The 22858-nt window shown below is 71.7% G+C and carries 19 protein-coding genes; 8 read left to right on the top strand and 11 right to left on the bottom strand.

Annotated features, from left to right (window positions below; translation table 11 throughout):
- Positions 1–344: 344 nt before the first annotated feature.
- The 4 genes from KVT44_RS08430 to KVT44_RS08415 form a co-directional block, all read right to left on the bottom strand.
- The gene (locus KVT44_RS08430) at positions 345–1817 is read right to left on the bottom strand and encodes a sugar transferase (protein ID WP_254649130.1); all 1473 of its coding nucleotides are present in this window, start codon (positions 1815–1817) and stop codon (positions 345–347) included.
- Positions 1818–2096: 279 nt separating this feature from the next.
- On the bottom strand, positions 2097–2930 hold the full coding sequence (locus KVT44_RS08425; protein WP_308313932.1) for a glutaminyl-peptide cyclotransferase: 834 nt from the start codon (positions 2928–2930) through the stop codon (positions 2097–2099).
- Entirely contained in the window at positions 2923–4809 is a 1887-nt protein-coding gene (locus tag KVT44_RS08420; RefSeq protein ID WP_217566571.1) for a DUF4012 domain-containing protein, read from the bottom strand. The genes KVT44_RS08425 and KVT44_RS08420 overlap by 8 nt, the downstream gene beginning before the upstream one ends.
- Positions 4806–5300 carry a hypothetical protein gene (locus KVT44_RS08415; RefSeq protein ID WP_217566570.1) on the bottom strand — a complete coding sequence of 165 codons (495 nt, stop codon included), beginning with the start codon at positions 5298–5300 and terminating at the stop codon, positions 4806–4808. Before KVT44_RS08415 ends, KVT44_RS08420 begins: the two co-directional genes overlap by 4 nt.
- A gap of 352 nt (positions 5301–5652) precedes the next feature.
- Here KVT44_RS08415 and KVT44_RS08410 point away from each other — a divergent pair, with 352 nt between their 5' ends.
- Both KVT44_RS08410 and KVT44_RS08405 read left to right on the top strand, forming a co-directional pair.
- A complete protein-coding gene (locus KVT44_RS08410) occupies positions 5653–7104 on the top strand; it encodes a polysaccharide biosynthesis tyrosine autokinase (protein ID WP_217566569.1) in 1452 nt (483 codons plus the stop codon).
- Positions 7101–7715: a low molecular weight phosphatase family protein gene (locus tag KVT44_RS08405; RefSeq protein WP_217566568.1), complete on the top strand. Its 615-nt coding sequence runs from the start codon at positions 7101–7103 to the stop codon at positions 7713–7715. Before KVT44_RS08410 ends, KVT44_RS08405 begins: the two co-directional genes overlap by 4 nt.
- 268 nt (positions 7716–7983) lie before the next feature.
- On the opposite strand, the gene KVT44_RS08400 is transcribed toward KVT44_RS08405, so the two are convergent.
- Together KVT44_RS08400 and KVT44_RS08395 are read right to left on the bottom strand one after the other, a co-directional pair.
- Positions 7984–8643, bottom strand: a complete 660-nt coding sequence (locus KVT44_RS08400; protein WP_190168931.1) for a response regulator transcription factor — start codon at positions 8641–8643, stop codon at positions 7984–7986.
- The gene (locus KVT44_RS08395) at positions 8616–9881 is read right to left on the bottom strand and encodes a sensor histidine kinase (protein ID WP_217566567.1); all 1266 of its coding nucleotides are present in this window, start codon (positions 9879–9881) and stop codon (positions 8616–8618) included. The genes KVT44_RS08400 and KVT44_RS08395 overlap by 28 nt, the downstream gene beginning before the upstream one ends.
- Before the next feature lie 236 nt (positions 9882–10117).
- Here KVT44_RS08395 and KVT44_RS08390 point away from each other — a divergent pair, with 236 nt between their 5' ends.
- Both KVT44_RS08390 and KVT44_RS08385 read left to right on the top strand, forming a co-directional pair.
- On the top strand, positions 10118–10855 hold the full coding sequence (locus tag KVT44_RS08390) for an ABC transporter ATP-binding protein (RefSeq protein ID WP_217566566.1): 738 nt from the start codon (positions 10118–10120) through the stop codon (positions 10853–10855).
- Complete coding sequence (locus KVT44_RS08385) at positions 10849–13413, top strand: ABC transporter permease (protein WP_217566565.1); 2565 nt, start codon at positions 10849–10851, stop codon at positions 13411–13413. The genes KVT44_RS08390 and KVT44_RS08385 overlap by 7 nt, the downstream gene beginning before the upstream one ends.
- A gap of 47 nt (positions 13414–13460) precedes the next feature.
- Here KVT44_RS08385 and KVT44_RS08380 read toward each other — a convergent pair whose 3' ends face one another.
- Positions 13461–14411, bottom strand: coding sequence for a nucleoside hydrolase (locus tag KVT44_RS08380; protein WP_217566564.1), 951 nt, complete (start codon positions 14409–14411; stop codon positions 13461–13463).
- A 150-nt stretch (positions 14412–14561) separates the two neighbouring features.
- Entirely contained in the window at positions 14562–14870 is a 309-nt protein-coding gene (locus KVT44_RS08375; RefSeq protein WP_229888807.1) for a DUF1876 domain-containing protein, read from the bottom strand.
- A gap of 738 nt (positions 14871–15608) precedes the next feature.
- Here KVT44_RS08375 and ettA point away from each other — a divergent pair.
- The 3 genes from ettA to KVT44_RS08360 are packed head-to-tail and all read left to right on the top strand — an operon-like array spanning position 15609 to position 18385.
- Entirely contained in the window at positions 15609–17273 is a 1665-nt protein-coding gene (gene ettA / locus KVT44_RS08370) for an energy-dependent translational throttle protein EttA (protein ID WP_082417016.1), read from the top strand.
- Positions 17274–17279: 6 nt separating this feature from the next.
- Positions 17280–17693, top strand: coding sequence for a thioesterase family protein (locus tag KVT44_RS08365; RefSeq protein ID WP_099922606.1), 414 nt, complete (start codon positions 17280–17282; stop codon positions 17691–17693).
- A gap of 2 nt (positions 17694–17695) precedes the next feature.
- Entirely contained in the window at positions 17696–18385 is a 690-nt protein-coding gene (locus KVT44_RS08360) for a hypothetical protein (RefSeq protein ID WP_217566766.1), read from the top strand.
- A gap of 20 nt (positions 18386–18405) precedes the next feature.
- On the opposite strand, the gene KVT44_RS08355 is transcribed toward KVT44_RS08360, so the two are convergent.
- Entirely contained in the window at positions 18406–18810 is a 405-nt protein-coding gene (locus KVT44_RS08355) for a globin (protein WP_217566563.1), read from the bottom strand.
- Positions 18811–18940: 130 nt separating this feature from the next.
- Here KVT44_RS08355 and KVT44_RS08350 point away from each other — a divergent pair, with 130 nt between their 5' ends.
- Positions 18941–19948, top strand: a complete 1008-nt coding sequence (locus tag KVT44_RS08350; protein ID WP_217566562.1) for a methyltransferase domain-containing protein — start codon at positions 18941–18943, stop codon at positions 19946–19948.
- A 33-nt stretch (positions 19949–19981) separates the two neighbouring features.
- On the opposite strand, the gene KVT44_RS08345 is transcribed toward KVT44_RS08350, so the two are convergent.
- Together KVT44_RS08345 and KVT44_RS08340 are read right to left on the bottom strand one after the other, a co-directional pair.
- Positions 19982–21373: an FHA domain-containing protein gene (locus KVT44_RS08345; RefSeq protein WP_217566561.1), complete on the bottom strand. Its 1392-nt coding sequence runs from the start codon at positions 21371–21373 to the stop codon at positions 19982–19984.
- A gap of 73 nt (positions 21374–21446) precedes the next feature.
- Positions 21447–22793, bottom strand: a complete 1347-nt coding sequence (locus KVT44_RS08340; protein WP_099922609.1) for a VWA domain-containing protein — start codon at positions 22791–22793, stop codon at positions 21447–21449.
- Positions 22794–22858: the final 65 nt, after the last annotated feature.

The following is a 22858-nucleotide window of genomic DNA, read 5'->3' as shown; positions in this document are numbered from 1 at the left end:
AAGATCCGTCCGGCTGGTTCGGTTTTCCCTGCCGAAGTTACGGAAAGTCAGGCTAGTCTCAGAATCTCCGTAAAGGTGCTGGACGACGCACCTTCCCGGGTGAATTCCGGAGCCCGAATGCGCCGCACGGATGAAAGCCTGTTTCGCCGGGTGATGCCCGATGCACCGATACGAGAGATCGATGTGAAAGCGACGCGGCAGCCGTAGCCCCTTCCCATGCAAGGAGTTCCGGCCCCACCTAGTGCCGTGACAGGCACTGGCACTCCAGCCGGACTGCCGCCAGCTCCCGCGGACCGGCCGACCGCTCAGCCACCACCTCTCACTCCCGCCCTGGCAAAACACCGCTAGTAGGCCCCGGTGCCCCCGACGACCGCGCGCACCGTCCGCACCAGCACCCCGAGGTCCCCCGACGGTGACCAGTTGTCCACGTACCTGAGGTCCAGGGCGACCGTCTCGTCCCAGGAGAGGTCGGAGCGGCCGCTGACCTGCCACAGGCCGGTGAGCCCCGGCTTGACGGTCAGCCGGCGCCGCTCCACCTCGTCGTAACCGGCGACCTCGTCGGGCAGCGGCGGTCGCGGACCGACCAGGGACATGTGTCCCCGCACCACGTTGAACAGCTGGGGCAGTTCGTCCAGGGAGCAGCGGCGCAGCACCCGGCCGACGCGGGTGATCCGCGGATCGCGGCGGATCTTGAACATGCGGCCGTCCTGCTCGTTGGTCCCGGTCAGCTGATGCCTCAGCCGCTCCGCGTCGACGACCATGGTGCGGAACTTGGCCATGGTGAACGGTTTTCCGCCGCGTCCGATGCGCGTCTGCCGGTGCACGGCGGGGCCCGGGGAGTCCATCCGTACGGCGAGGGCCACCGCCGCGAACACCGGGGCGAGCAGCACGATCAGCAGCGCCGCGCCCAGCCGGTCCGTCACCGACTTGAGCAGCGTCGCAAGCCCCCGCCTCAGGGGCGGGGCCACGGCCAGCATGGTGAGCCCGGCCACGGAGAGGACGCCCACCCGGCGCCCGGCAACCTCGGTCAGACCCGGTACCACCACGAGCGGGCATTCCTCGCCGTGCAGGGCCCATGACAGCCGCCGCAGGCGTGTTCCGTTCATGTACAGTCCCGGCACGACGAGGACCACGTCCGCGTAGAGCCGCCGGGCCGCCTCCAGCACCGGGGCGGAGTCGGCCGACGGACGTGGCGGTGCCTGCCGGCCGATACGGGTGGCGACCGGGGCCAGTACGTGCGGGTCCTCGTCGCCGATCGGGCACACCCCGACGACGACGAACTCGTGGTCGGTCCGCTTCGCGAGGTGGCTCACCAGACCGTCGACAGCGTTCGCCTCCCCGATCACCAGGGCCCGGCGGACGGTCCGGCCGTCACGGCGTCGCGCGACCAGATGACGGTGGATCAGATGCTGTACGACGGCGCTCGTCGGGGCGCAGGGCACCAGGGCGGCCAGCGCAAGGAGGAACGGGGACTCCTCGCCTGTCGCCGCCCGCACCACCGCGAGCACTCCGACCAGCACCAGCCAGTCCTGCAGCGCGGGGCCGATGTTGTCGCGCTCACCGAGACAGCGCTCTCCGTAGCGGTCCCGTGCGCCGCGCACGAGCAGCCATGCTGCGGCCGCCACCATCGCGTAGGCCACGGCATGCGTGCCGCCGACCAGCGCGAAGGCCAGATACACCGGCATGGCGGCGCCGGTCACGTCGCCGATGACGGCGGCCGGCGCGTACCAGACGGGCTTGCCGGTGCGGCGGCCGGTCGGCGGCTGCTCCCGGATGACCTGTGCCTGCGCAGGTCTTGCCACTGGTACGTGGGGCATCGTCTCCCCGAACAGCCACATTCGCCCTCCAAGCGCATCAAAAAAGGACTATTCGAGTGTGAACGGCTGCCCGGTGAACAGCGGGGCGCGACGCTGAGCTGCGGGCAACTCTCACCCGATGAGCAGAGCTCCATGCCATGTGCATATGCAGACGGCCTGGGCCGAGAGGCGAGGAGTCCACGGCAGGGCGCTTCTGCGGGAGGGCGCTGGAGGGTCGCGCGGGGGCGTGCGGACCTCTACGAGCCCAGGCGCCTTGGCATACGCGGGGCCGCCCGTTCGTCAGCCCGAGACCAACACCACACGGAACATTCTGGGCCAGAACTTCCCCGTGATCAGGAACTGATCCGTGCCGGGGACCGCCGCGATACCGTTCAGCGCGGACCCCGGGACGACTTCGTCGTCGCGCAGCAGGCCCGAGGCGTCGATGCTCGCCGTCACCGCTCCGGTGACGGGATCGATGCGCACGATCCGGTCGGTGAAGAGCACGTTCGCATACACAGCGGCACCGACGCACTCCAACTCGTTCAGCTCCGTCACCGGCCGGCCTCCTTCGGTCACGGCGACCTCGCCCGTCTTCGCGAGCGACCTGGGGTCACGGAACGTCAGCCGTGACGAGCCGTCGCTGGTCACCAGTCGGCGCCGGGCCCGCTCGAGGCACACGCCCCAGCCGTCGTCCTGGTACGGGACGCGACGCAGTTCCCTGAGTGTCCTGGCGTCGCGCTCGATGGCGGTCCGGTTCCGCCAGGTGAGCTGCCACAGGGTTCGGCCGAGCACGGTGATGCCCTCACCGAACAAGGGCGCGGGGAGTGCCGTGCGGACCGTGGGCTTCTTGCCCAAAGGCCCTGCCCGTACCGAGGACCGGCCGGAGATGCCGGTGCCTTCGTAGAGCGTGTCGCCGGCCATCTCGAGTCCCTGGGTGAACGCTCGCGGGTCGTGCGGAAAGGTCTTGAGCACCTTGACCCGCAGGTGCTCGACCCGGTGGGCGGCGACCCGCCGCCCACCCGCGGCCCCGCCTGCCGGATCGTCCGGGGCGCGCTCTCCCGCCGCGCACGACGCGATCAGCAGGACACCCACGAGCACGGCCGCCCCGGTGCGGCACGGGCGCTCAGACACGGCAGGAACCGCCCGGTCTCAGGGTGGCTTGCAGCGGCGTCACCAGGGACTGCCGCAGAAGGACCGGGGCGCCGTCCGCGTGCGGCTCCAGCAGGTGCAGCACCAGCGTGCGGCTGGAGTGGGCGGGCAGTTCCAGGTCCAGCGTGTACACGGAGTGGCCGCGTTCGACGCCGGGCGCGAGCTGCGCAGGGCGGCCGTCCAGGGTGGCGCCGGTCAGGGAGGCGCCGACGCCCGCGTAGTACGACACCAGGAGCCGGTTGTCACCCGGCCGGGTGCGGTAGGGAGGGGAGTCCCCCCTCATGGTCACGTAGTCGGGCAGGCCCGAGGTCGGCGCCCGGTTTGTCAGGGTCATGATTGCGGTGACCGTACGGTCGCCGCCGGAGCAGGCGCCCGCTTCCCAGGTCAGGCTCCGGTCGAGGTAGTAGTCCAGCTTGCCGCCGGCCGCGTTGTTCACCACCAGCCCCGCGAAGGGGCCGGGAGTCTCCGGGAGCGTGCCCGAGTAGGGGCGCGACTCGAGGAGACGTTGCTCCGCCGCATGCGCGCTCCACACCTTCAACCGTCCGTCCCGCTGGGCGTCGTTCAGGGCGACGAGCAGGGCGGGCAGCCGGCGCATGTCGCCGGTCGCGGAGATCAGGGGCCCGGCGGCGGCGCGGGCCGCCTCGACGAAGAACGCCTTGCGCCGGGCGACGTCGTCGTACATCGCGTAGCTGGCCCGTTCGGTGAGGTCCACGACGTTGTCGGCGGTCAGCTCGGTGCCGCCCGCCATGCGGGCCGGGCCGGTGACGCGCAGCAAACGGCTCAGCGTGGCGGGATCGACGGCGAACACGCCGTCCACGCGCTCGCCGGTGTGTTCGCGCCACGCCGCGGCCCAGATGCGGGCCGCGTAGGGGAAGTGCGGGCTCATGTTGGAGTTGGCCCACACGCGGGTGGGCTCGCTGCCCTGGTACCGGGCCGTGAAGTCGGCTCCCAGGTCGAGGTCCGTCTTCGTCGTGGCCATCTCGGTGTTGTTGCCGAAGCGCTCGAAGGACAGATGACCCCGGTCGGCCGACAGCACGGCGAAAGCCCCCGGAACGCCCCCGGTGCCACGCGCCTCGGCGATGTTCTGGAACGCGAGGAAGTAACGCCGTTCCCCTCCAGCGCCGAGCAGGGGCGGCAGGACGCGGGCCGCCAGGGAGGCGTCGGTCATCACCGGGCCGAGGCGGTCGATCTGCCGCGCGAGCCCGGCCCGGGCCCGGTCGGCCGCCGGCAACCAGGTGGACCGGGGCAGCCCGTGCACGTCGGCCTGCACCTCGGCCGCGGCGCGGGCGGCCCGGGCGACTTCCGGCGCGTGCTTCTGCAAGGTCATCAGGGCCTCGGACATCCCGTCACCGCGGCCGTCCGGCGTGGCCGGTGGCAGGGCTCGCACCAGCGGGGACAGCACATCGCCGGCCAGCCGGTCGGCCGCGTACGCGGCCCCGCGTACGGTCCTGACCGGGGCGCCGAAGAAGGGGAGCGCGGCTGCGGGGTACCAGGCCGGGCCGGTGGTGAGGCGATGCGCCCGAGCGGCGTGGGCGGCTGCGGAACGCACCTCCCGTTCCCGCTCCTGGGCGGACGTGGGCACGGAACCGGAGGCGGCGCCGGGCACGGGCGCCACCGACTGCCGCAGCGCGTCGAGGTCCAGCCCGGCTGCGATCAACTCCGAACGGGCGAGCAGCCCGGTGACACCGATCCAGACGGCGCCGGCCAGGGGGAGCGCCGCGGCGGCCAGCAGGGTGTTCCTGAGCACGCGGCGGCGGCCCGGTGCCCCCTCGCGGGAGCGGCCGGGCCTGCGCGTGCGGAAGGCGTCTCGGCCGGGGCCGGGACGCCTTGGTTCCGCCGTGCCGATGTCCTGCTCCGTCATGAACTGCGGCGACGGCGCACGGCCAGCATCGTGCCCCCGCCCGCCGCGACCAGCCCCGCCGCGGCGCCGCCCAGCGCCAGGGCCTTTTCATTGCCTGTTTCCGCGAGGCCCGGGCGGTGATGGGGGTTCCACGAACCGCTGGGTTCGCTGCCTGGCCGACCGAGCCTGCCCTGCACCTTGATGCGGACGGAAAGCGTCAGGCTGGGGTGGCGGGCGGTCAGTTTGAACGTGTGGCGGCCCAGCGCGGTGCGCTTGGGGATGGTCACCTTGCCTGTGACGACTCCTCCCCCGTCCGCCCTGTACCTGCCCAGGACGACTTCATGCGAGAACAGCGACGCGGTGACCAGCTGTCTGGCGGCGAACCCGGTGCCGCGGAAGGTCAGTGCACCTCCGGCGGGCAGTGTGGTGCGGCTGAGGGTGAGGCTCGGGGGCGGTGGCGGGTACTGCGCATGGGCGGTCTGCGCCCCCACCAGCGGTGCCGCGACGAGCACGGCAGCCGATGCTGCCGATGCCAGAGCAACCCGCCATCTGGGCGATGTCGTCATCTTCTTGACTCTCCTCGACTTCAGTCCGGGCCAAGCCGCAGCGTCGGCCGTGAGCAAGGTTTGGGTACCAACCATCTAGATACATGGAATAAATGGGATATATAGGCACCGACTGGCGTGACGTCGGCCAGAAGCCACCGGATGGTCGAGCGCTTGCTTCCCAATGGCCCACGTTCGGCGGACCGACACAGGGGTGGCTCCCCCGGTTGACACGCGCGAGTCCCTATCGTCGGCTGCGTACATAGGGAACAGAACATTCCATTTCGGGTGGTTCCCTCGGTCCCATGAGGGGTGCAGCTTGGATCTCCACGGATTCCTGAAGGCTCTTGCCAGACGCTGGCCGACCGTTGTGGTCTGTCTGGTTCTCGCGATCGGGGCGGCGCTCGCCGCGACGAGCTTCAGCACACCCGTCTACGAGGCGAGGACACAGCTCTTTGTCGCCACCCGCACCAGCGAGGACACCGCCCAGCTGAACCAGGGGCAGAGCTTCTCGGAGGCGCGCGTGCAGTCGTACGCCGCGATCGTGACCACCCGTCAGGTGACCCGGCCAGTGGTGAAGGAGCTGCGGCTGCGCACCACCCCGGAGGAACTGGCGTCCCGGATCACCGCCGTCGCCCCGCTCAACACCGTGCTCATCGACATCACCGTCCGGGACACCGAGCCCGAGCGGGCGGCGCGCATCGCCAACGCCGTGGCGCAGCGGTTCAGCGCGGTCGTCGAGCGACTGGAGGCGCCCAAGCGCGCGCCCGGCTCGGAGCGGTCCCGAAGCAGCCGTACGGGCGACGGCAGCTCACCCGTCTCCCTGGGCGTCACCCAGGAGGCCGTCGCCCCCGTCGGTCCGGTCTCGCCCCGCCCGCTGCTGAACCTGGCCGCAGGAGTGTTCGGCGGCCTGTTGCTCGGTGCCGGACTCGTCGCCCTGCGCGAGACCCTCGACACCACGCTCAAGACCAGCGAGGCGCTGGGCGAGTTCACCGAGCTGCCGGGTCTCGGCACCATCCCGTACGACAGGAACGCCGCCAGGCAACCGCTCGTCAGCGCCGACGGGCACTCCCACCGCGCCGAGGCCTTCCGCAAGCTGCGCACCAACCTGCAGTTCTCGCAGGTCGACGACCCGCCCCGGATCATCGTGGTGACGAGTTCGGTGCCCGGTGAGGGCAAGACCAACACCGCGGTGAACCTCGCCCTCTCGCTCGCCGAGACAGGTCTCTCCACCTGCCTCGTGGACGGCGACCTGCGTCGACCGTGCGTGGCCTCGACCTTCGGTCTCGTCCAGGACGCCGGTCTGACCACCGTGCTCATCGGACAGGCCCGTATCGAGGACGTGATGCAGCAGGTCGGCGGCCGGCTCTCGGTTCTCGCCAGCGGCGCCGTACCGCCGAACCCCACGGAGCTGCTCGCCTCGGCGCGGATGGAAGAGGTGCTGCGCGAACTGGCGGACACCTACGAGGTCGTGATCGTCGACACCGCGCCGCTGCTGCCGGTCGCCGACACCCTCGGACTCGCCTCCTTCGCCCAGGGTGCGTTGCTCGTCGTCCGCGCCGCGAAGACCAGCCGGGATCAGGTCCGCACCGCCGCGGAATCGCTGGACCGCGTGGGTGTCCGCGTCCTCGGCACCGTCTTCAACATGGCTCCGGTGCCCAGGGGCGATCGCTACGGCACCTACGGGTCGTACGGCGAGCTGCCCGCTCCTCGTGTGTCGGACCCCGGGAAGGAGGCCGCCGCGGCGACACGTCTCGCGGGCGGGAAATGACCCGGGTCCTGTTCGTCTGCACGGGCAACGTGCACCGCTCGGTGCTCGCCGAGCGGCTGCTGGCCGCGAGGCTTCCGCCCGGTTCGGCCGTACGGCCGGAGAGCGCCGGAACGCAGGCGCGGCCCTGGTCCGGTATGGAGGCCTCCACCAGGTCGGTGCTGGAGGAACTGGGCGGTGACGGCTCCGGCTTCGCGGCCCGCCCGCTCACCGCACAGCTCGTCGCGGAAGCAGCACTGGTCCTCGGGCTCGCGCACGAACACCGGGAGGCCGCCGTACGGCTCGTGCCGACGGCGCTGCGGCGCTGCTTCACCCTGAAGGAGTTCGTACGTCTCGCTGTGGGGAGAGTCGACACGGTGCGGGGCGGGAAAGGTACGGCGACCACGCATGGCGACGTACCGGAGGGGCAAGTCCCGCCGGTCGTGGACGGTTTCGACGTCGTGGTCGCGGCCACCGCCGGCCGTCGGGGTGCCGTCGCCCCGGTCCCGCCGGCCGAGGACGACATCTCGGACCCGTGGGGGAGGCCCCACTCCGTGCTGTACGAGTGCGCCCGCGAGATCGACGGGACGGTGAGCGCACTCGCCCGGTTGCTGGGCGGCGGAGCGAGCCTCTGAGCCGAAGGTCCGCGAGGGACCTCACGTGGCTGGGAGTGGTATCCGCGGCGCGGGCCGGGACACGGCCCCCATCCATGGCGAAACAGCAGGTCAGTCCAGCCCGCCGAGTCATCGGCCGGCTGATTGGACCTGAGTGAGTGTGACCTCGGTGGTGCGCCAGGCGAGGCCGTGTGACACGCCTACGCTCGCGGTGTGGACAATCGGGCCGAAACAAGACCTCGGCGCGCTGCTCTCCCCCTGAGCATCCAGGTCCTCACCGTCCGGGCCGTCACGCGCGCAGATAGGCCAGGACCGCCAGCACCCTGCGATGGGTCGCGTCGGCCGGAGGCAGGTCCAACTTGGCGAGGATGCTGCCGATGTGCTTGCCCACGGCCGCCTCGGACACCACCAGTTCGCGGGCGATCGCGCCGTTCGACCTGCCCTCCGCGATCAGCGCCAGGACCTCACGCTCACGCGGGGTGAGCCGCTCCAGCGGGTCGCGGCGGCGGCGCAGCAGTTGGCGTACGACTTCGGGGTCGACGACCGTGCCGCCGTCCGCGACCTCGCACAGGGCGTCCACGAACTCCTCGACCTGCCCCACCCGGTCCTTCAGCAGATAGCCGATCCCCGATCCGTCGCCGGTGTCCAGCAGTTCCGAGGCGTACGTCCGCTGCACGTACTGGCTGAGCACCAGGACCGGCAGCGTGGGCCGCTTCTCGCGCAGCCGCACCGCCGCGTGCAGCCCCTCGTCCTCGAACGCGGGGGGCATGCGTACGTCCGTCACGACGATGTCGGGTGCGTGCTCCTCGACCGCGGCGACCAGAGCCGTGGCGTCCCCGACGGCCGCGACCACCTCGTGGCCGCAGCGGGTGAGCAGGCCGACGAGCCCCTCCCGCAGCAACACGCTGTCCTCGGCCAGAACTACGCGGAGCGATCGGTCCGTTCGCAAGGAAACTCCACACGCAACAGGGTCGGTCCGCCCCGCGGACTGGACAGGGAGAGTCTGCCATCCAGCACCGACACCCGGTCCGCGAGTCCGGTCAGCCCGCTGCCGGCTTTGGCGTCCGCGCCCCCACGGCCGTCGTCACGCACCTGAAGGAACAGACGCCCGTCGCGGTGCTCCCCGCTCACCGCCGCGCGGCTCGCCCCGCTGTGCCTGGCGACGTTGGCGAGGGCTTCGCAGACCACGAAGTACGCGGCGGCCTCGACCGCCCGGGGCAGCCGGCCGGGCAGTTCCAGGCCGTCGATGTCGACCGGGACCGTGGAGCGGTCCGCGGCGTCCGCGACCGCTGCCTGGAGGCCGTAGTCCGTGAGGACCTTGGGGTGGATGCCGTGGATGAGTTCGCGCAACTCCGCGAGTGCCCTGCCCGCCTCCTCGTGGGCCGTGGCGAGCTGGTCGGCGAGGGGCCCGGGCGGTGCGTCCAGACGGGCCAGGCCGAGCGTCATCGTCAGGGCCACCAGGCGCTGTTGAGCCCCGTCGTGCAGATCGCGCTCGATGCGCCGCCGCTCCGCCTCGAAGGCGTCCACCAACCGGACGCGTGAACGGGCCAGTTCGGCGACCTTCGCTCCCAGGTCGCCCTCGCGCGGCGCGATCAGCACACGCGTCAGTTCCGCTCGTGCGCCGGCCGTGACCCCCAGGACGTAGGCACCGAGCGCGAGGAGGACGAGCCCCAGCACGGCTGTGCCGAAGGCCGTCGGCCAGGTGGTGACCGTCCACTGCTTGAGCACCTTGGTCTCCCGGCCGTCGCCGGCCGTGGCCATCAGCAGCGGGGTCGCGGCCATGGACAGCGGGGCGAGCAGGGCGACCGTGATCACGAGGGCGTCGACCGGCCACAGCAGCCCCGCGAAGAGCAGCGCGTACCCCAACTCCCGCCATGTCACCGACTCCCTCAGCCGCGTCGTCAGCCAGGACCGCAGACCTCCCGCCTCGGGCACCCGATGCCGGTCGGGGGCCGGGTCCCGGTCGATCAGACGCAGCCTGTGCCGCTCCACCCAGGTCACCGGGAGACCGGAGAGGGCTGCGAGGAGCAGCAGCGGAAGCCCCACCAGCACGAGGGCGAGGACGCCGCCCGCGGCTACCGTGATCACGATTCCCACGAGGGCGGCAGCGCCGGTCAGGACGCCGGTGAGCAGGTATCCGGCCGAACGCCACGGCCACGACGACAGCAGGAAGTCCGACCGGGGCATGGCCTGCCAGACGTTCCGGGGGCGCGGAGGCGGAGGGTGCGACGGGCGGGGGTGCGTGGGCTGACGGTTCATAAGTTGACGGTTCATGGGCCGGGGGTGCATGGGCGTCACCGTAGAAGGGCCGCCCCGGGCGGTGCCATCGGGGCAGGGGGCGGACCGGGGGTATGCCTGGCCCTACCCCGAGTCTCGCTTCCGCCGCACTGCGTCGCGGTACCCCCACACGGTTTCGTGAAGCCATGAACATCGACGCGATCCAGTTGCACTCCGTCAGTAGGCGGTACGGGGCGGGCGACGGCGTGCTGACGGCACTCGACGAGGTCTCGCTCGCCTTCCGCGGGGGAACCTTCACCGCCGTCATGGGCCCCTCCGGCTCGGGCAAGTCGACCCTGCTGCAGTGCGCGGCCGGGCTGGACCGCCCCACGTCGGGGTCGGTCACCTTGGGCGGTACCGATCTGACGAAGCTGAGCGAGACCAAGCTGACCCTCTTGCGACGAGAACGCATCGGGTTCGTCTTCCAGGCGTTCAACCTACTGCCGTCCCTGACCGCCGAGCAGAACGTGGCGCTGCCCCTGCGACTCGCGGGCCGTCGCCCCGCCAGGGCCCGGGTGCGCGAGGTGCTCGAACAGGTCGGCCTGGGGGACCGGGCGCGGCACCGGCCGGCGGAGCTGTCCGGCGGTCAGCAGCAACGCGTCGCCCTGGCCCGCGCCCTGATCACCCGCCCCGAGGTGCTCTTCGGCGACGAGCCGACCGGCGCCCTCGACTCGCGGACCGGCCGAGAGGTACTGAGCCTGCTGCGCGCCATGGTCGACGACGAACGCCGGACGATCGTCATGGTCACCCACGACCCGGTGGCCGCCGCGTACGCCGACCGCGTGGTCTTCCTCGTCGACGGACGGGTCGACGGCGAGGTGGCCGGTGCCGGCGCCGAGGACATCGCCGCGCGCATGACCAAGCTGGAGGCCGCGCCGTGCTGAGCGTCGCCCTGCGCACCCTGCGCGCCCGCTGGGTCACCTTCGTCGGCAGCTTCGTCGCGCTCGCGCTGGGCGTCGCGCTCATCGCGGTGATGGGCCTGTCCCTCGCCTCGTCACTGAACGCGCCCGACGGGAAACCCGAGCGGTTCGCCGCCGCGCCGGTCGTGGTCAAAGGGGCCGACACCCTGCGCGTGCCCACCGCGAACGGCGTCCGGGTGCACAAGCTCGCCCAGCCGCGTGCCGTGCCCGCCGGGGCCGTCGCGAAGCTGAAGAAGCTCGGCACCGTCGTCGAGGACCGGTCGTTCGCCGTACGGGCCCGGGGCGGCCCCGGCGACCTGGTGGGCCACCCCTGGTCCACCGCCGCCTTCGCCCCGTACGAGATCGACGCGGGACGCGCGCCCCGGGCGGCCGACGAGGTCGTCGTCAGCGGCGACTGGGCGAAGCCGGGGGAGCGCGTACGGACCGATCGCGGAACGGTACGGGTGGTCGGCACCGTACGGGTGGTCGGCACCGGAAGGGTCGTAGTCACCGGACGGGTTGTGGCCACTGGACGGACCGGCGCCACCGAACGGGTCGGTGCCACTGGACGAGTCAGCGGCGCAGTCGCCCGACGCGGCTTCGAGAACGCCGTCTTCTACGCCGACGAGCGCGCCGCCGCACTCTCGCCCCGCAGTGTCCAGCTCGTCGTGGACGCCGACGCGGCGGCCGTGCGTGAGGCGGTGCGCGGCAGCACGGGCGTCCAGGTCCTCACCGGCGACGCGCGCCGTCACGCCGACGCGGACCCGGACCGGGACAGCGAGGCGCTCACCGCCATGAACGCCATGTTCGGCACAGCCGGCGGTGTCACCGGGTTCGTGTCGGTCTTCGTGGTGGCCTCGACCTTCGCCTTCGCGGTCGCTCAACGGCGCCGAGAGTTCGGGCTGCTGCGTACGGCCGGGGCGACCCCGGGACAGATCCGCCGGATGGTCCTCGCCGAGGCCCTGGTGGTGGGCGTGCTCGCCTCGGCCACGGGATGCGTGCTGGGCGCGTACGGTGCGCCACGGCTGGCCGCACGGATGGTCGACGGCGGGCTCGCGCCGCGCTGGTTCACCATCGGCGACGCCACCTGGCCGTACCACCTGGCCTTCTGGACGGGCCTGTTCGTCGCGCTGTGCGGTGTGGTGGCCGCCTCCTGGCGGGCGGGCCGCACGGCCCCCGTCCAGGCGCTGGGCGAGGCCTCGGTTGACACCAGGGCGATGACCCGGGGCCGACGGTTGTCCGGCCTGGTCCTGCTGGCGACCGCCGCCGTGACCCTGGTCCTGGCCCTGGTCGGGGACCCGGGCGAACTGCTGCACCGGAAGACCTACGTGAGCCGGCCGATGCTGCTGATCACCGCCGTCGCCCTGCTCGCGCCGGTCGTGGTGCGCCCGCTGACCCGGCTGATCGCCTGGCTCCCGGCCCGACTCCCCGGCGCCGGCGGCATGCTGGTCCGGGAGAACGCCGCCGCAGGTGTGCGCCGCACCGCCGCGATCGCGGCGCCGGTCCTGGTCACCGTCGCCCTGGCCGGCTCGCTGCTGGGCGCCACCGCGACCCTGAACGAGGCGAAGGCCGACGAGACGCGCCGGCAGACGGCCGCCGCCTTCGTCGTCACCCCGGCGAGCGGAGCGGGCTTCGACGCGGCCACCCTGCGCGGGCTGCGCGAGGTGTCCGGCGCGGAGGTGTCCGCGACCGCGTCGAGCGCCGTCTACGTTCTGGAGGACGGCGTGTCACTGGCCAAGTCCGAGGCGCGCGCGGCGGATCCCGGACCGCTCGCCGCCACCACCCGGCTGCCGGTCGAGGCCGGGAGGACGAGCGACCTCGACGACGACTCCCTCATCGTCAACCGGGAGTGGCAGCGTCATACCGTGGGGCAGCGGGTGTGGGTGTGGCTCGGCGACGGCACGAGGAAGTCGCTGCGGATCGCCGCGGTGATGACCACCGGCACCGGCGACAACGGTGTGTACGTCACTTCGCGCAACGCCCCGGGCGCGACCGTCGACCGCGTCGACGTCGCCCTCGCCGCCGGTGCGGACGCGCACGCCGTGGCCGCCGCACTGCGCGCGGCGGTGGACAGCTCGGGCGGGCAGGTCCTCACCAAGGACCAGTGGGTACGCGCGAGTCACCCCGAGACGAACCGGACGACCCGGCTCGGCCTCCTGCTCGTCCTGGGCATCGCCCTCCTCTACACCGGCATCTCCCTGGCCAACACCATGGTCATGGCGACCTCCGACCGGGTGCGCGACCTGGCCGTGCTGCGCCTGGCCGGAGCCACCCGGTGGCAGGTGCTCCGGCTGGTGGGCGCCGAGGCGCTGACGGTCGTCGCGGTCGGAGGAGTACTGGGGCTCCTCGTCGCGGGGCTCAACCTGCTGGGCATGTGGAGCGCCCTGGGTCTGCTGTCGGCCCCGACCACGATCGAGCTCCCCTGGACGGCCGTCGGTGCGGTCCTCGGCGCCTGCGCGGTGACGGCCGTCGTCTGGTCCGTCATCCCCGCCGCACTCGCCCTGCGGCGCCGGGCGGTGGAACTGGCGGGTGTCCGGGAGTGACGCCCAGCGCTCTCCCGTACCGCTACGCGGAGGTCCGCGACGTACCGCTACGCGGAGGTCCGCGCGGTGGTCGCGGCGATGGTTTCCAGCGAGCTGATGAGCAGGTCCCACAGGCGCTCGGTGTGCAGCTTCGTCGCCACGGAGGTGTTCGCCGGGCCGGACCGGCCGCGGAAGTCGGTGACCGTCATGCCGTAGGTCGCCGTACCCCGCAGCTCGACCTCGACATGGGCCGGCGTGACCTCCATCAGGCTCGGGTCGATGGCCCGGCCGACCGCGCACGCGTCGTGGATGGTGGCCATCGCGCCGTGCACCTTGCCGACGTTGGCGTTGTAGTGGTCGAGGAGGTCGACGACGAACCGGGACACGGGTGTGCCCAACGCCCCGATACGGGACAGCAGTTCAGGTGTGGCGGCGGCCTGTGCCGTCAGATCGAGGCCGACCATGGTCAGGGGCCAGCCCGCCGAGAAGACGACCGCGGCCGCCTCGGGGTCGGCGTGGACGTTGAACTCGGCCGCCGGTGTGATGTTGCCGCGGGTGTACGACCCGCCCATCAGGACGACCTCCTTGACCAGTTCGGCGATACGGGGCTCCCGGCGCAGCGCCAGCGCGATGTTGGTCAGGGGCGCGGTGGGGACGAGGGTGATCTCACCGGGGTGGGCGAGGACCGTCTCGATGATCAGATCGACGGCGTGCCGGGGGTCGGTCTCCACGGCCGGAGGGATGAAGGCGGGGCCGTCCATTCCGGTGTCCCCGTGGATCTCGGCGGCGAGGGTCTGGTCCCGGACGAGGGGACCGGCGGCGCCGGCCGCGACCGGTACGCCGCGCAGGCCCGCCAGGGTGCAGACCTGCCGGGCGTTCAGGGTGACCTTCTCGATGGTCTGGTTGCCCGCGACGGTCGTGATGGCGACGATCTCGACGTCGGGGTTCCCGGCGGCGAGCAGGATGGCGATGGCGTCGTCGAGCCCGGGGTCGCAGTCGATGATGATCTTCTTGGGCATGGGCGTCCTTCGGGGTGGGACGGGGATGCGGACCGGATCACTGAGAACAGCATGCGCCAGGCCCACCCTGCCCTGGTCGGCCACACGCCACCCCTGTCGGCCCCACCCCGCCCCTGTCGCGAAGGCTCACCTCAGCCGATGCGAGGTGACTCACCTCAGCGGATGCGAGGTCCTCCCCGACGCCTCGTCGATCTCGTCGTGCGCCTTGGTCAACAGCTTCATCGCCAGTTCGTTGAGCGCCCGCGCGCCCGCGACCTCCTCGCCGACTCTCGGCTGGTTGGAGTCGGAGGGGTGGCGGCTCGCGTACCCGTGAGCGCGTACCTCGTTCCCGTCGGGGAGCCGGAGGAGAGCGGCGGCGCGGGTGCGGTGGTCGTCCTCCTCGAACTCGATCTCGACGTGCCAGCCGACAGCGGTCCGTGCCTGCGCGGCGGCCGGTTGCGGCTGTGTCATCTGTGTCATTGCGATCACCTCCGAGGCGGGCCCCAGCCCCTGATACGGGCCTCGGCCCCTACTACCAGAGTGTGCTTCTTCCCCCGACTCCGCACGGGATGACGCCCGATGGCGACAAGAAGTGACCGAACGACTACGAACCGCCCGCGCCAAGCCCGTTGAACCAGTGACAGGTCGGCTGTCGGCGCCGTCGGTGAACGGCCAGGTCCCGGCCCCCTGGCTCCCACCCGCGGTATTCCGACCTGCGCCGCCTGCGAACCCCCGGCTCGACCAGCTCGCCGGCAAGGACGGATGATCGCGAGCGTCGCGAACACCAGGAGGACCAGAGCTGGCCATTGCGACGGCAGGTGGCGGTGTCGGTGGCGGCCGTGACCGATCTCCGAAGGCGGCCGTCGGCGCGCGCCACAGGCCGTGCCACATCGGACGGTCAACCAGGGTCAACACCGGTTCGCCGCAGTCGAGATGCGCCGCCGAGCCGGGGACTCTCCAAGCCTGGAACGACAGGCTTACAAGGTGGTGCTCGTGGTCTCCGGTGCGGTCATGAGCATCCCTGGGCCGTCCCGGGACCGCGCGAGGTCGCTCGGCGGTGACCGGCGACGACAACCAGTGACAGGTCAGCTACCAGCGCGGTTGGGGAACGGCCAGGTCACGGGGCCCTGACCGAACGGGTTTCCCCCCAGGGGTAGCCGTCAGGCAAGATGGGGTGTATCTGCCCACTGCCGATTTCAAGCGTCCGGACGGTTTCTCTTGGCTGAGTTCATTTACACCATGCGCAAGACGCGCAAGGCGCACGGCGACAAGGTGATTCTCGACGACGTCACCTTGAGCTTCCTGCCGGGTGCGAAGATCGGTGTGGTCGGTCCGAACGGTGCTGGTAAGTCCACCGTTCTCAAGATCATGGCGGGGCTCGAGCAGCCCTCCAACGGCGACGCGTTCCTGTCGCCCGGGTACAGCGTCGGGATGCTGCTGCAGGAGCCCCCGCTCGACGAGTCCAAGACCGTTCTGGAGAACGTCCAGGACGGCGCCGCCGAGATCATGGGCAAGCTCAAGCGCTTCAACGAGGTCGCCGAGCTCATGGCGACCGACTACTCGGACGCGCTCATGGAGGAGATGGGCAAGCTCCAGGACGACCTGGACCACGCCAACGCGTGGGACCTGGACGCCCAGCTGGAGCAGGCCATGGACGCCCTGGGCTGCCCGCCCGGCGACTGGCCGGTCACCAACCTCTCCGGTGGTGAGAAGCGCCGCGTCGCGCTGTGCAAGCTGCTGATCGAGGCGCCCGACCTGCTGCTCCTCGACGAGCCCACCAACCACCTGGACGCCGAGTCCGTGCAGTGGCTGGAGCAGCACCTCGCGAAGTACGCGGGCACCGTCGTAGCCGTCACCCACGACCGGTACTTCCTCGACAACGTCGCCGAGTGGATCCTCGAGCTCGACCGTGGCCGCGCGCACCCCTACGAGGGCAACTACTCCACGTACCTCGACAAGAAGGCCTCCCGCCTCAAGGTCGAGGGCCAGAAGGACGCCAAGCGTGCGAAGCGTCTGAAGGAAGAGCTGGAGTGGGTGCGGTCCAACGCCAAGGGGCGGCAGGCCAAGTCCAAGGCGCGTCTGTCCCGCTACGAGGAGATGGCCGCCGAGGCCGACAAGATGCGGAAGCTGGACTTCGAGGAGATCCAGATCCCGCCGGGCCCGCGTCTGGGCTCGATCGTCGTCGAGGTCAACAACCTCTCCAAGGCCTTCGGGGAGAAGGTCCTCATCGACGATCTCAGCTTCACGCTGCCGCGTAACGGGATCGTCGGCGTCATCGGTCCCAACGGTGCCGGCAAGACCACGCTCTTCAAGATGATCCAGGGACTCGAGACGCCGGACTCCGGCACGATCAAGGTCGGCGAGACCGTCAAGATCAGTTACGTCGACCAGAGCCGCGAGAACATCGACCCGAAGAAGTCGCTGTGGGCCGTCGTCTCGGACGAGCTGGACTACATCAACGTGGGCCAGGTCGAGATGCCGTCGCGCGCGTACGTCTCCGCCTTCGGCTTCAAGGGTCCCGACCAGCAGAAGCCGGCCGGTGTCCTCTCCGGCGGTGAGCGCAACCGGCTCAACCTCGCCCTCACCCTCAAGCAGGGCGGCAACCTGCTGCTCCTCGACGAGCCGACCAACGACCTCGACGTCGAGACGCTGTCCTCGCTCGAGAACGCGCTGCTGGAGTTCCCGGGTGCGGCCGTGGTCGTCTCCCACGACCGCTGGTTCCTGGACCGGGTCGCGACGCACATCCTCGCCTACGAGGGTGACTCGAAGTGGTTCTGGTTCGAGGGCAACTTCGAGTCGTACGAGAAGAACAAGATCGAGCGCCTCGGCGCGGACGCCGCCCGCCCGCACCGTGCCACCTACAAGAAGCTGACCCGGGGCTGATCGATCTTGCGGCACATCTACCGCTGCCCGCTGCGCTGGGCGGACATGGACGCGTACGGCCACGTCAACAACGCGGTCTTCCTCCGCTACCTGGAGGAAGCACGTATCGACTTCCTGACCCGCCCGGACAAGCAGTTCAAGCAGGGGTCCGTGGTGGCGCGCCACGAGATCGACTACAAGCGGCAACTCGTCCACCGGCGCGAGCCGGTGGACATCGAGCTGTGGATCACCCAGATAAGGGCCGCGGCGTTCACGATCACGTACGAGGTCAAGGACGCGGAACAGCTCTACGTCCGGGCCGCGACCGTGGTCGTGCCGTTCGACTTCGAGGCCCAGCGCCCGCGCCGCCTCACCGCCGAGGAGCGCGAGTTCCTGGAGGAGTACCGGGACGACCAGGCTGACGAGGCCGTCGCGGCATGACCATGACCGCGCTGCACCTCACCGACGACGGGGAGGCGGCGGACCTCGCCGCCTTCCTCGCCCGGCTGATCCACTACGACCGCGCCGCCGCCGTACGCCTCCAGGCGTCCGGCACCGCGCTCGCGGTCTTCGGCCGGCCGCCGTCGTTCGAGGTTCTCGCGATCCGTACGGCGCGGCTCGCCAAGCCGTACGAGAACGGTCTCGACGTCACCCTCGACGTGACCGTCTCCGCCGGTGAACTCCTGGAGTCCATCGACGAGTCGGCGGCCACCGTCGGTGTTCCGGAGGCCGTCACCGGGCCGCCGTGGGCCGGGGTCCTCCCGCCCCGCGGAGGCTGGCAGCCGGAGCCGGGACTGCCCGGGCCGGACGCCGTACGCGCGATGGTCGCCACCGCGGTCGCCGAATTCCGGTCCCGCACACGGGAGTTGGCGCCCGAGGCCCGTACCCGCGTCGAACTCGACCGCATCGGACGGGAGATCTGGTCCCGGCCGATCGGTGACACCGGGCTTCAGGTACGGGCCGCGCACGCGGCGCAGTCGCTCGGGTTCCTGCTGCCGGTGCGTCAGACCGACCCGGGCGAGAGTCCGTTGAGGCTGTACTCGTCCGGGGCGTGGCTGCGGCTGCGTACGCCCTACGGATCGATCGCCGTCCGCAGGGCGGGACTCGGGGCACTGGACGTCAGCGTCCGCTGATCCCCCCCCGGGGAGCGCTCTCAGCCGGTCGTGTTGATCATCGACGCCGCCGCGTACGTCAGGTAGTTCCACAGCGTGTGCTCGTGCTCCTCGGAGAGGCCGAGTTCGTCGACGGCCACGCGCATGTGCGCCAGCCAGGCATCGTGTGCCGCCTGGTCGACGGCGAACGGGGCGTGCCGCATCCGCAGCCGGGGGTGACCGCGGTTGTCGCTGTACGTCGTCGGGCCGCCCCAGTACTGGATCAGGAACAGCGTGAAGCGTTCCTCGGCCGGGCCCAGGTCCTCCTCGGGGTACATGGCTCGCAGCAGCGGGTCTTCGGCCACTCCCTCGTAGAAACGATGCACGAGGCGCCGGAAGGTCTCCTCGCCGCCGACCTGCTCGTAGAAGGTCTGCTCCTGAAGCGTGCCGCGCCGAATCTCTTTCACCTCACCATCGTCTCAGACCGGGTGACCGAGGACGCAAGGCTTAGGACCAGCGGCCCAGCGCCCCCAGCGGCCCGGCGGCCCAGCGGATGCGGCACTCGCCTCGCGGCCCGTCCCGCCGCACAGTGGAGGTATGAGCGCGCACGCTCTCGACCACGATCACGACCGTGACCACGATCACGACCTCGACAACCTCGCCGCCGTGGCGCGGGCCGCCCTGGTGCGCGAGATCGACCGGAGCGGGGCCTGGGCCGCCGACCCGGTGTGGCGGGCGGCGTTCGAGGAGGTCCCGCGCCACCTCTTCGTGCCGTACTACTACGTCGGTGCCGTGGGCGGCTTCGAGCGGGTGTGGGGCGAGGACCCCGACCCGCGCAGCCGGGAGCACTGGGTGCGCGGCGCCTACGCGGACGCCCCGCTGGCCACCCGGGTGCGCGACGGCGTGCTGGTCTCCTCCAGCAGCCAGCCGTCGCTGATGGCGATGATGCTGACCGCGCTGGAGGTACGGGAGGGGGACGCCGTCCTCGAGATCGGCGCCGGCACCGGCTACAACGCGGCGCTGCTCGCCCACCGTCTCGGCGACCGCCTGGTGACCACGGTCGACCTCGACCCGGAGATCACCGAGTCCGCGCGCCGGCACCTGGCCATCGCCGGGTACCACCCGACCGTCGTCACCGGGGACGGCGCCCGCGGGGTCCCCGAGCGCGCCCCCTTCGACCGGATCATCGCCACCTGCACACTGACCTCGATCCCGCGGCCGTGGCTGGCCCAGTGCCGTCCCGACGCCCGCATCCTGGCGCCGCTGGCCACCGGTCTGATCGCGCTGCGCGTCCGGGACGCCGGGCATGCCGAGGGGCGCTTCCTGCACACGCCGGCCTACTTCGTGCCCCTGCGCGGCGCGAGCCGACCCGAGGAGTCGGAGCCGCAGGACCTGCGCGAGCTGCCGCGCCGGGCCCGCGGCGACGAGCTGTTCCGGTTCCTGCTGACCCTGGCAGGGAGCGGCCTCGACCCGTACGAGGCGTACGAGCTGTGGGAGCGCGAGAACCGGCCCGTGCGCGAGCGGTACGGGGTCACGGTCGACGGCGCGGACGTCTGGGCGTGGCTGGACGACCCCGAGGGGCCGTACGCCTGGCCGCTGCCGTGATTCCCGCCGTGACTCCTGTCGCGGCCTCCGCCGTCAGCCTCGCCTGATGGTGATCGTCGTCCAGGCGCCGACGTGCACCCGGTCGCCGTCCTGGAGCGGGACCGGCACGAAGGGCTGGATGGGCTCCTCGCCGCCGTTGACCGTGGTGCCGTTGGTCGAGTTCTGGTCGACGACCGCCCAGCTGCCGTCCGGCTGCTGGACCAGGACCGCGTGCTGGTGCGAGACGCCCGGGTCCTCCGGGGGCACCGAGAGGTCGATGTCGGGGGTGTCGCCGGTGGAGTGCCGACGGCGGCCGATCGTCATCTGGTTGCCGGTGAGCGGGCGCTGCTGCTCCGGTGAGTACGCGGGCAGGTTCAGGCCCGCGGCCTCGGGGCCGGAGCGCTGCATCATCGCCATGAAGTACTCGCGGTCGGGACCGATCGTCGCGCTCCAGGACAGCGGCTGGCGCTGCTGCTGGTAGTCGGGACCGGGGCCGGGCGGGGCCTGGGTCGCGCCGGGCTGCGGATAGCCGTAGCCGCCGCCCTGCCCCATACCGGGACCACCGGGGCGTCCGCCGGGACCACCCGGTCCGCCGGGCGAATTGCCCGACGGCGGGGAGATCACCCAGTCGTCGTCACCGCCGCCGAAGGACGGGCCCCCGGACTGCGGACCGCCGGGCCCGGGCGGGCCCTGCTGCGGGAACGTGGGCGCGGCCGGCTGCTGGGTGAAGGCCTGCGGGGCGCCGGGGCCGCCGGGACCGCCGGGCGTAGGCCCGGGCGGCGGCGGAACCGGACGGGACGGGTCCGCACCGAAGCCGCCGGGACCAGGACCAGGACCACCGAAGCCACCGGGACCACCGGGACCAGCACCAGGACCGCCCGGGCCGGAAGGACCACCCTGACGGGACGGGTCGCCGCGGAAGCCCGACGGATCCTGCCCATAGGGCGGAATCGGTTCCGCGGGGCGGTTCATCTGCGAGGGCCGCGAGCTCTGGTAGTCGAACGGGTCGTGACCGGGACCGGTCGCGGGGCCGCCCGGCTGCCCCTGCGAGGGCTGCTGGAAGCGCAGCGCCGGATTGGGCATTCCGGGCGCGGGCGACTGCGGACGCGGCGCCGCCGGGGTGTACGAGGTCGCCGTGTTCGTCAGGAAGTTCCACCGGCACTCCTCGCAGAACGGCGCACCGCCCTCGCGGGGCGTACGGCACTGCGGGCAGAGCTCCGGCTCGGGATTGGGCACGGCGGACAGGTGCGGGCGCCCACCGGGGGCGCCGGGTCCACCCGGGCCCCCGGGACCGGACGGCGGGGGCGAGCCGGGCGGCGGATAGCCGTAACCGGCGGCGGGCGGCGGCGGTGGAGGGGGCGGAGGCACGGCACCGGCCATGCGGTGACCGCAGACCTCGCACCAGTCGTCGGAACCCGACTGGTGTCCGTTCGGGCAGGTCGGCATGTCGGCGCTTCCCCCTCTCCTTTTCCGGCCGTTATGACCGGGTTTCTCCAGTTCCCAGCGGGAACCGGGCTCGCTACTTCTTTACACGAACAGTCTTTGTGGACCGTGTCTCAAGGGTCATTTCGTCAGCCTCTTCGACCCTTGCCTTCAATCGCACAGTACCTGCCGCGGCGTCGACCACGTCCACCACCTTCGCAAGCAGTTTCGCAGTATCGGCGTTGCCCGACGCGCTCGCGAGCTGAACGGCCCGGCCCAGCTTGGCCGTTGCCCCGTCGACATCTCCCGATTTGCGCAGATCCAGACCCTGTTGGATGACTTGCGCCAGTTCCGCCTGACCTGTGTAGTGCGCGACCTGGGCGTTGATCCTCGTCGAGGCCACCATGTCGTCGGTCCACACCGCCTTGACGAGCCCCTGGGCGCCGAGGTTGTGCACGCCCCCGTCGCCCTGCGGCACGACGAGCGAGACCCGGGCGGCCAGCATCTCCTGGCCCACTCCGGCCGAGGGGACCTCGACGCACACGTGGTAGTCGCGGGACTCGTCGCCCCAGGACCCGGTGGGGTAGTCGCCGGCGCGCGGGCCCGCCTCGGTGCGACGGTCGGTCAGCTCCTCGACCGTGGGGGCCACTTGCTTGACGAACTTGATCTCGGTGCCGACCGGCGTCCACAGGCGCAGCGCGACGTCCGCGACCTCCTTGCCCATGGCCGTCTCCATCATCTGTGTGAAGTCGGCGGACAGGGCGGCCGGGTCCGCGACGATGTCGGCGGTGCCGAGCAGGGCCGAGGCGATCCCGGTGACCTCCTTGACCTCCCAGTCCGTACCCACTCCACGCGCGTCACAGGTGAAACGTCCGGCACAGGAGTCGAGGGCGGCCTTGAGGTCCTGCGGCGACTCGTGTTCGTTGCGGCCGTCGGTGAGCAGGATGCCGTGCCGGATCGACACGTCGGCCGACGACAGCAGCCGGTCGGCGAGACGCAGCCAGGTGCCGATCGCCGTACCGCCGCCCGCGCTCAGCCTGCGCAGCGCCTCCTTGGCCTGGCCGCGGGTCGCCGCGTCGGCCACCGCGAGGCGACCGCCCGCGGGGTAGACCTCCTTGGCGACGTGCGTGCCGCCGATCACCGCGAAGTGCACGCCGTCGCGCAGGGTGTCGATCGCGGCGGCCGTGGCCTCGCGGGCGTTGCGCATCTTGGTCGGCGGGTAGTCCATCGAGCCGGAACAGTCGACCATGATCGCCACGGCGGCGTCCGGGCCCTGGCCCGCCGCGTACAGGTGGGGCGCGCCGACCGCGCTCCCGACGGTGCCGCCGCCGGTGGCGCTCACCGTGACGATCGCGTTGACCTCGCGGCCGCCCTCGGGCAGGTACTCGTTCTGGTACACGTCGACCGAGAACTGCGGCACGTTCGACTTCGAGAAATTGGCCATGCCTTCTTCGTCCCCCTCAAGACCTCCGGCGGTTGGCGGAGGCGATGACTGTATGCGGACCGGTC

Source organism: Streptomyces sp. GbtcB7 (assembly GCF_019091445.1).
GTDB classification, from domain to species: Bacteria; Actinomycetota; Actinomycetes; order Streptomycetales; family Streptomycetaceae; genus Streptomyces; species Streptomyces mirabilis.
This window is presented reverse-complemented; position numbering and strand designations above follow the sequence as displayed.